Origin of the sequence: Paenibacillus sp. HGF5 (genome assembly GCF_000204455.1) — a bacterium.
GTDB classification, from domain to species: domain Bacteria; phylum Bacillota; class Bacilli; order Paenibacillales; family Paenibacillaceae; genus Paenibacillus_AQ; species Paenibacillus_AQ lautus_A.
The window spans coordinates 21818-27877 of the sequence record NZ_AEXS01000002.1 but is presented as its reverse complement, the minus strand read 5'-3'; the positions used below and the strand labels follow the sequence as shown (position 1 = coordinate 27877).

The following is a 6060-nucleotide window of genomic DNA, read 5'->3' as shown; positions in this document are numbered from 1 at the left end:
ACGAGGACGACCGTGAACCGAATTGCCGGTATCGTATCCAAGTCGAGAGCCATCACGGCGGAAGTGGTAGAATCTATTAATCAGGTTCAACAGCTGACGAAGCAAGGGAAGAGACAATCCGAGGAATCCAGCAAGCTGTTCTCCAGCATTCTGATGTCCGTACAGTCCAGTGCAGATCGAATGATGAGCGCGGAGAAAGAAATGAAGCTGCTCTCCATGACGATCGGAAGCATCCGGGAAGCCACGTCCGAAGCTGCGGTTTCTGCCGGAAATTTCAAGGAAAGCACGGAGCGAATGTAAATACATATCAAATATGAATTAGTGCTTGCAATGCGCCTATCTTTTATATATAATAGTGAATGTTGTTCTGCGACGTTGCGATGATGTGAGAGGTTACCGACACACCCGGCCCCTTTGCCATGAGGTGGGTGGTTGGAAAATTTTCGCGGAGTATGTCCGATACCAAATTGGGCGATAGAAGGAGGGAATAAAATGGCAAAGCAAAAAATTCGTATTCGCTTGAAAGCATACGACCACAGAGTTCTTGATCAATCCGCTGAGAAAATTGTTGAGACAGCAAAACGTTCGGGTGCTGGTGTATCCGGTCCGATCCCGCTTCCAACTGAGAAACAAGTAATTACCATTCTCCGTGCGGTGCACAAGTATAAGGATTCTCGGGAACAGTTCGAAATGCGTACACATAAACGCTTGATCGACATCGTGAACCCGACTCCACAAACTGTGGATGCCTTGATGCGCTTGGACCTGCCGTCCGGTGTAGATATCGAAATCAAACTGTAAGCATTGCATAACGAATTAGAGAAGAGAAAAGAGGTGTCAACATGAAAGGTATCTTAGGTAGAAAGCTCGGAATGACTCAAGTATTTACCCCTGAGGGTGTTGTAATTCCTGTAACGGTTATCGAAGCAGGTCCTTGTGTTGTTCTTCAAAAGAAAGATCTGGAAAACGACGGATACGAAGCGATCCAAGTTGGTTTCTCCGATAAGAAAGAGAACAGATCTAACAAACCAGAAGCAGGCCATGCGAAAAAAGCAAACACTGCGCCTAAGCGCTACGTTCGCGAAATTCGCGGTGTTGACCTCGCGAGTGTCGAGGTTGGACAAGAGCTGAAGGCTGATGTCTTCGCAGAAGGCGAATTTGTTGACGTAACGGGTATTTCCAAAGGTAAAGGATTCCAAGGCGTAATCAAGCGTTGGGGCCAAAGCCGCGGACCAATGTCTCACGGTTCCCGTTATCACCGTAGACCAGGTTCCATGGGTTCGATCCAGGCAAACCGTGTTCCTAAAGGAAAGCGTCTGCCAGGTCACATGGGCAATGAGACAGTTACGATCCAAAAGCTCGAAGTTGTTAAAGTCGACGCAGAGCGTAACGTAATCCTTGTTAAAGGCTCCATTCCAGGACCTAAAAAAGGTTTCGTTCAAATCAAAGAAACGGTGAAGAAATAATCGCCTAAAGAAAGGAGGAACAAACAATGCCTAAAGTAGCACTTTATAATGTCAGCGGTAGCCAGGTTGGCGAAGTAGAATTGAATGAAGCTGTATTCGGCATCGAGCCGAACGCACACGTACTGCACAGCGCAGTATTGCTGCAGCGCGCTTCCCTTCGTCGTGGTACCCACAAAGTAAAAGGACGTTCTGAAGTACGCGGCGGCGGACGTAAGCCTTGGAAACAAAAAGGTACCGGCCGTGCTCGTCAAGGTTCGATCCGTTCTCCACAATGGAAAGGCGGCGGCGTGGTATTTGGACCGACTCCGCGCAGCTACACGTTTAAACTTCCTAAGAAAGTTCGTCGTTTGGCTATCAAATCCGCTTTGTCTTCCAAAGTGATTGACAACGCAATTATCGTATTGGATCAACTGACGCTGAACACGCCGAAAACGAAAGAGTTTGCTAACATCCTTAGCAACCTGAAAGTAGGCCGTAAAGCTCTGATCGTTGCTCCAAGCTATGATGATAATGTAGCCCTTTCCGCACGCAATATTCCTGGTGTGAAATTCGTAGCGGCTGACGGCATTAATGTTCTTGACGTACTGTCGTACGATCAACTGATCATTACGAAGGAAGCAGTTCAGAAGGTAGAGGAGGTGCTCGCGTAATGAAAGACCCACGCGATATAATCAAGCGCCCGGTGATCACGGAACGTACGGCTGACTACATGGCAGAGCTGAAATATGCTTTTGAAGTGGATATCCGTGCTAACAAGACCGAGATCAAGCAAGCTGTCGAATCTATTTTTAAAGTAAAAGTATCGAACGTGAATACGATGCGTGTTCCTGCTAAACCAAAGCGTTACGGCCGTTATTCCGGTTACACAACCGAATGGAAAAAGGCAATCGTGACTTTGGCACCAGACAGCAAACCGCTCGAGTTCTTTGAATCGGTTGAATAAGAATTTCTTAAGTAAGGAGGGAAAATTCAGTGCCTATTAAAAAGTATAAACCGACATCCCCGGCTCGACGCAACATGTCCGTGTCGACTTTCGAAGAAATCACCACGAATCAGCCGGAGAAATCGTTGCTGGCTCCACTGAGCAAAACGGCTGGCCGCAACAACCAAGGTAAAATTACGGTTCGTCACCATGGCGGCGGACACAAACGTAAATACCGTATCATCGACTTCAAACGGAATAAAGATGGCATTCCAGGTCGCGTTGCTACAATCGAATACGACCCGAACCGTACTTCCAACATCGCTCTGATTCACTATGTAGATGGTGAAAAGCGTTATATCATCGCTCCTAAAGGTCTGAAAGTTGGAGACCAAGTAGTATCTGGAGTAGGTGCTGACATCAAGATCGGTAACGCGCTTCCTCTGGAAAACATTCCAGTAGGTACAGTTATCCACAACATCGAATTGAAACCAGGCAAAGGCGGACAATTGGTTCGTGCTGCTGGTACAGAAGCTCAGCTTCTCGGTAAAGAAGACAAGTACGTAACGGTTCGTCTTTCTTCCGGTGAAGTTCGCCGCATCCTGAAAGTTTGCCGTGCAACCATCGGTTCTGTGGGTAACCAAGACCATGAGTTGATCAAAATCGGTAAAGCAGGCCGCAGCCGCTGGCTCGGACAACGTCCTGAAGTACGCGGTGTCGTCATGAACCCTAACGATCACCCTCACGGTGGTGGTGAAGGCCGCGCTCCAATCGGACGTAAGTCTCCTATGTCTCCATGGGGTAAACCAACCCTTGGTGCCAAGACTCGTAAAAAAGGCAAAGCTTCTGACAAATATATCGTTCGCCGCCGCACGAAGTAATGCGCGCTTAAGTGCATAACTTCGTGTCAGGCCCGAAGGTAACGAGACAATTTGATGAAGGGAGGATTTCAATATGAGCCGTAGTTTGAAAAAAGGACCTTTTATTGACGGATATCTGCTCAAAAAAGTGGAGGATATGAACGCCGCAAGCAAAAAGGCTGTGATCAAAACCTGGTCCCGCCGCTCCACTATTTTCCCGCAATTTATCGGTCACACGTTCGGTGTATACGATGGCCGTAAACATGTACCTGTATATGTAACTGAGGACATGGTAGGACACAAGTTGGGTGAGTTCGCTCCAACCCGTACTTACAAAGGTCATGAAGACGATAAGAAAACAAGAAGATAATTAACGAAGCTCTTTGTTTGAGAGGAGGTTAAACATATGGAAGCAAAAGCACATGCTAGATCGATTCGTATTGCTCCTCGTAAAGCTCAACTCGTTGTTGACTTGATCCGCGGTAAGCAAGTGGGCGAAGCGATCGCAATTCTTCGTCACACTCCGAAAGCTGCATCTCCGGTTGTTGAGAAGCTTTTGAACTCGGCTATCGCAAACGCTGAGCATAACTACTCTTTGGATGTAACTAAATTGGTTGTGACGCAAGCTTATGTCAACCAGGGACCGACTATGAAACGTTTCCGCCCTCGTGCGATGGGACGTGCAAGCCGGATCAATAAACGCACCAGCCACATTACTTTGGTGGTAGCTGAAAAATAAGGAGGGAAAACGTGTGGGCCAAAAGGTAAATCCAGTAGGACTCCGTATCGGTATTATCCGTGATTGGGAATCCAAATGGTATGCAGGCAAAGATTTCGGTGATCTTTTGCTGGAAGACGTGAAAATCCGTGAATACCTGAAAAATAAATTGAAAGACTCCGCTGTATCCCGTATCGAAATCGAGAGAGCGGCTAATCGTGTGAACGTGACGATCCACACTGCGAAGCCAGGTATGGTTATCGGTAAAGGTGGTTCCGAAGTAGAAGTACTGCGCGGGCAAGTGACTAAAATCGCCGGCGGTAAAAAAGTTCACATCAACATTTCTGAAATCAAAAACCCTGAACTGGACGCAATTCTTGTTGCTGAAAGCATTGCACAACAGCTGGAACGTCGTGTATCTTTCCGTCGTGCACTGAAACAAGCGATTCAAAGAACTATGCGCTCTGGAGCGAAAGGGATTAAAACATCGGTCAGCGGACGTCTTGGCGGAGCCGAGATTGCTCGTACGGAAGGCTACAGTGAAGGAACTGTTCCACTTCATACGCTTCGTGCAGACATCGACTATGGTACAGCAGAAGCGCATACGACTTACGGCCGTATCGGCGTGAAAGTATGGATCTATCGTGGAGAGGTTCTTCCTACGGCTAAGAAACAAGCTGCTCAGGAAGGAGGCAACTAATCATGTTGGTACCAAAACGTGTAAAACACCGCAAACAACAGCGCGGCCATATGAGAGGCCAAGCGAAAGGCGGTACTGAACTGAACTTCGGCGAATTCGGTCTGCAAGCTACAGAACCAGGCTGGATCACGAACCGTCAGATCGAAGCTGCTCGTATCGCGATGACTCGTTACATCCGTCGTGGCGGTAAAGTATGGATCAAGATTTTCCCAGATAAGCCGATTACTCAAAAGCCTCTCGAAGTGCGGATGGGTAGCGGTAAAGGTAACGTTGAGAAATGGGTTGCCGTTGTAAAACCAGGCAAGATCATGTTTGAACTTGGAGGCGTGTCCGAGGAAATCGCCCGCGAAGCGATGCGTCTCGCCGCTCACAAGCTGCCTGTAAAAACGAAGTTTGTGAAACGAGAAGAAGTGGGTGGTGAAGCAAATGAAAGCTAATGAACTGCGCAACTTAACCACTGCAGAAATCGAGCAAAAAATCGCCGGATTTAAAGAGGAACTCTTTAACCTCCGTTTTCAATTGGCCACTGGCCAGCTTGATAACCCGACTCGGATCCGTGACGTTCGCAAAGAAATAGCTCGTGCTAAAACCGTTATCCGTGAAAGAGAACTTGGGATTAGTTAATGAAATGGAACGTCATGTTCTGTATTCAGGAAGGAGGCTAACAAATGAGCGAAGAACGCAATGCTCGTAAAGTGCAAATCGGTAAAGTTGTCAGCGATAAAATGGATAAAACCATTGTTGTAGCTGTTGAAACTTATAAGAAGCATGACTTGTATCACAAACGCATTAAATACACGAAAAAATTTAAAGCGCATGATGAGAACAATCAAGCTCAAATCGGAGATACCGTTAAAATCATGGAAACTCGTCCTCTCTCCAAAGACAAGCGCTGGAGACTGGTAGAAGTGGTTGAAAAAGCGGTTATCATCTAAGATATGATCAGTTTTTGATGGAAGGAGGAAATTTAAATGATTCAACCATTTACACGTTTAGCTGTTGCTGACAACTCCGGTGCGAAGGAACTGATGTGTATCCGCGTATTGGGTGGTACTGGTCGTCGTACAGCTCAAATCGGTGATTTGATCGTATGTTCCGTCAAACAAGCAACACCAGGCGGCGTTGTCAAAAAGGGTGATGTAGTAAGAGCGGTAGTCGTTCGCACGAAGCGTTCTGTACGTCGTAAAGACGGATCTTACATCTCATTTGACGAGAATGCAGCTGTTGTTGTTAAAGACGACAGAAGCCCACGCGGAACTCGTATTTTCGGACCAGTTGCTCGCGAACTTCGCGAAAGAGACTACATGAAAATCGTTTCCTTGGCTCCGGAAGTAATCTAATAACACCCCAAAAAGTGACGTAACTTTTCGGGAACCCGATAAATAGTTGAACTG

The 6060-nt window shown here is 47.0% G+C and carries 13 protein-coding genes; all 13 read left to right on the top strand.

Features of this window, described 5'->3' with window-relative positions; all coding sequences use genetic code 11:
* On the top strand, nucleotides 1-300 hold a 300-nt coding region (locus tag HMPREF9412_RS00320; protein WP_217492354.1), incomplete at its 5' end, for a hypothetical protein.
* A 192-nt stretch (nucleotides 301-492) separates the two neighbouring features.
* On the top strand, nucleotides 493-801 hold the full coding sequence (rpsJ, locus tag HMPREF9412_RS00315) for a 30S ribosomal protein S10 (protein WP_009589214.1): 309 nt from the start codon (nucleotides 493-495) through the stop codon (nucleotides 799-801).
* Between the two features lie 41 nt (nucleotides 802-842).
* Nucleotides 843-1466: a 50S ribosomal protein L3 gene (gene rplC, locus HMPREF9412_RS00310; RefSeq protein WP_009589211.1), complete on the top strand. Its 624-nt coding sequence runs from the start codon at nucleotides 843-845 to the stop codon at nucleotides 1464-1466.
* A gap of 26 nt (nucleotides 1467-1492) precedes the next feature.
* On the top strand, nucleotides 1493-2116 hold the full coding sequence (gene rplD, locus HMPREF9412_RS00305) for a 50S ribosomal protein L4 (RefSeq protein ID WP_009589231.1): 624 nt from the start codon (nucleotides 1493-1495) through the stop codon (nucleotides 2114-2116).
* On the top strand, nucleotides 2116-2409 hold the full coding sequence (rplW, locus tag HMPREF9412_RS00300) for a 50S ribosomal protein L23 (RefSeq protein ID WP_006212919.1): 294 nt from the start codon (nucleotides 2116-2118) through the stop codon (nucleotides 2407-2409). Before rplD ends, rplW begins: the two co-directional genes overlap by 1 nt.
* Nucleotides 2410-2438: 29 nt before the next feature.
* Nucleotides 2439-3269, top strand: coding sequence for a 50S ribosomal protein L2 (rplB, locus tag HMPREF9412_RS00295; protein WP_009589218.1), 831 nt, complete (start codon nucleotides 2439-2441; stop codon nucleotides 3267-3269).
* Between the two features lie 73 nt (nucleotides 3270-3342).
* Complete coding sequence (rpsS, locus tag HMPREF9412_RS00290; protein WP_006212917.1) at nucleotides 3343-3618, top strand: 30S ribosomal protein S19; 276 nt, start codon at nucleotides 3343-3345, stop codon at nucleotides 3616-3618.
* Between the two features lie 36 nt (nucleotides 3619-3654).
* Complete coding sequence (rplV, locus tag HMPREF9412_RS00285) at nucleotides 3655-3987, top strand: 50S ribosomal protein L22 (RefSeq protein WP_015737624.1); 333 nt, start codon at nucleotides 3655-3657, stop codon at nucleotides 3985-3987.
* Nucleotides 3988-4000: 13 nt separating this feature from the next.
* The gene (rpsC, locus tag HMPREF9412_RS00280) at nucleotides 4001-4666 is read left to right on the top strand and encodes a 30S ribosomal protein S3 (protein WP_006212915.1); all 666 of its coding nucleotides are present in this window, start codon (nucleotides 4001-4003) and stop codon (nucleotides 4664-4666) included.
* Between the two features lie 2 nt (nucleotides 4667-4668).
* On the top strand, nucleotides 4669-5103 hold the full coding sequence (rplP, locus tag HMPREF9412_RS00275; protein WP_009589221.1) for a 50S ribosomal protein L16: 435 nt from the start codon (nucleotides 4669-4671) through the stop codon (nucleotides 5101-5103).
* Entirely contained in the window at nucleotides 5093-5290 is a 198-nt protein-coding gene (gene rpmC, locus HMPREF9412_RS00270) for a 50S ribosomal protein L29 (protein ID WP_007132561.1), read from the top strand. Before rplP ends, rpmC begins: the two co-directional genes overlap by 11 nt.
* A gap of 44 nt (nucleotides 5291-5334) precedes the next feature.
* Entirely contained in the window at nucleotides 5335-5601 is a 267-nt protein-coding gene (gene rpsQ / locus HMPREF9412_RS00265) for a 30S ribosomal protein S17 (protein ID WP_009589223.1), read from the top strand.
* A 36-nt stretch (nucleotides 5602-5637) separates the two neighbouring features.
* A complete protein-coding gene (gene rplN, locus HMPREF9412_RS00260; RefSeq protein WP_006212911.1) occupies nucleotides 5638-6006 on the top strand; it encodes a 50S ribosomal protein L14 in 369 nt (122 codons plus the stop codon).
* The last annotated feature ends 54 nt before the right edge of the window (nucleotides 6007-6060 follow it).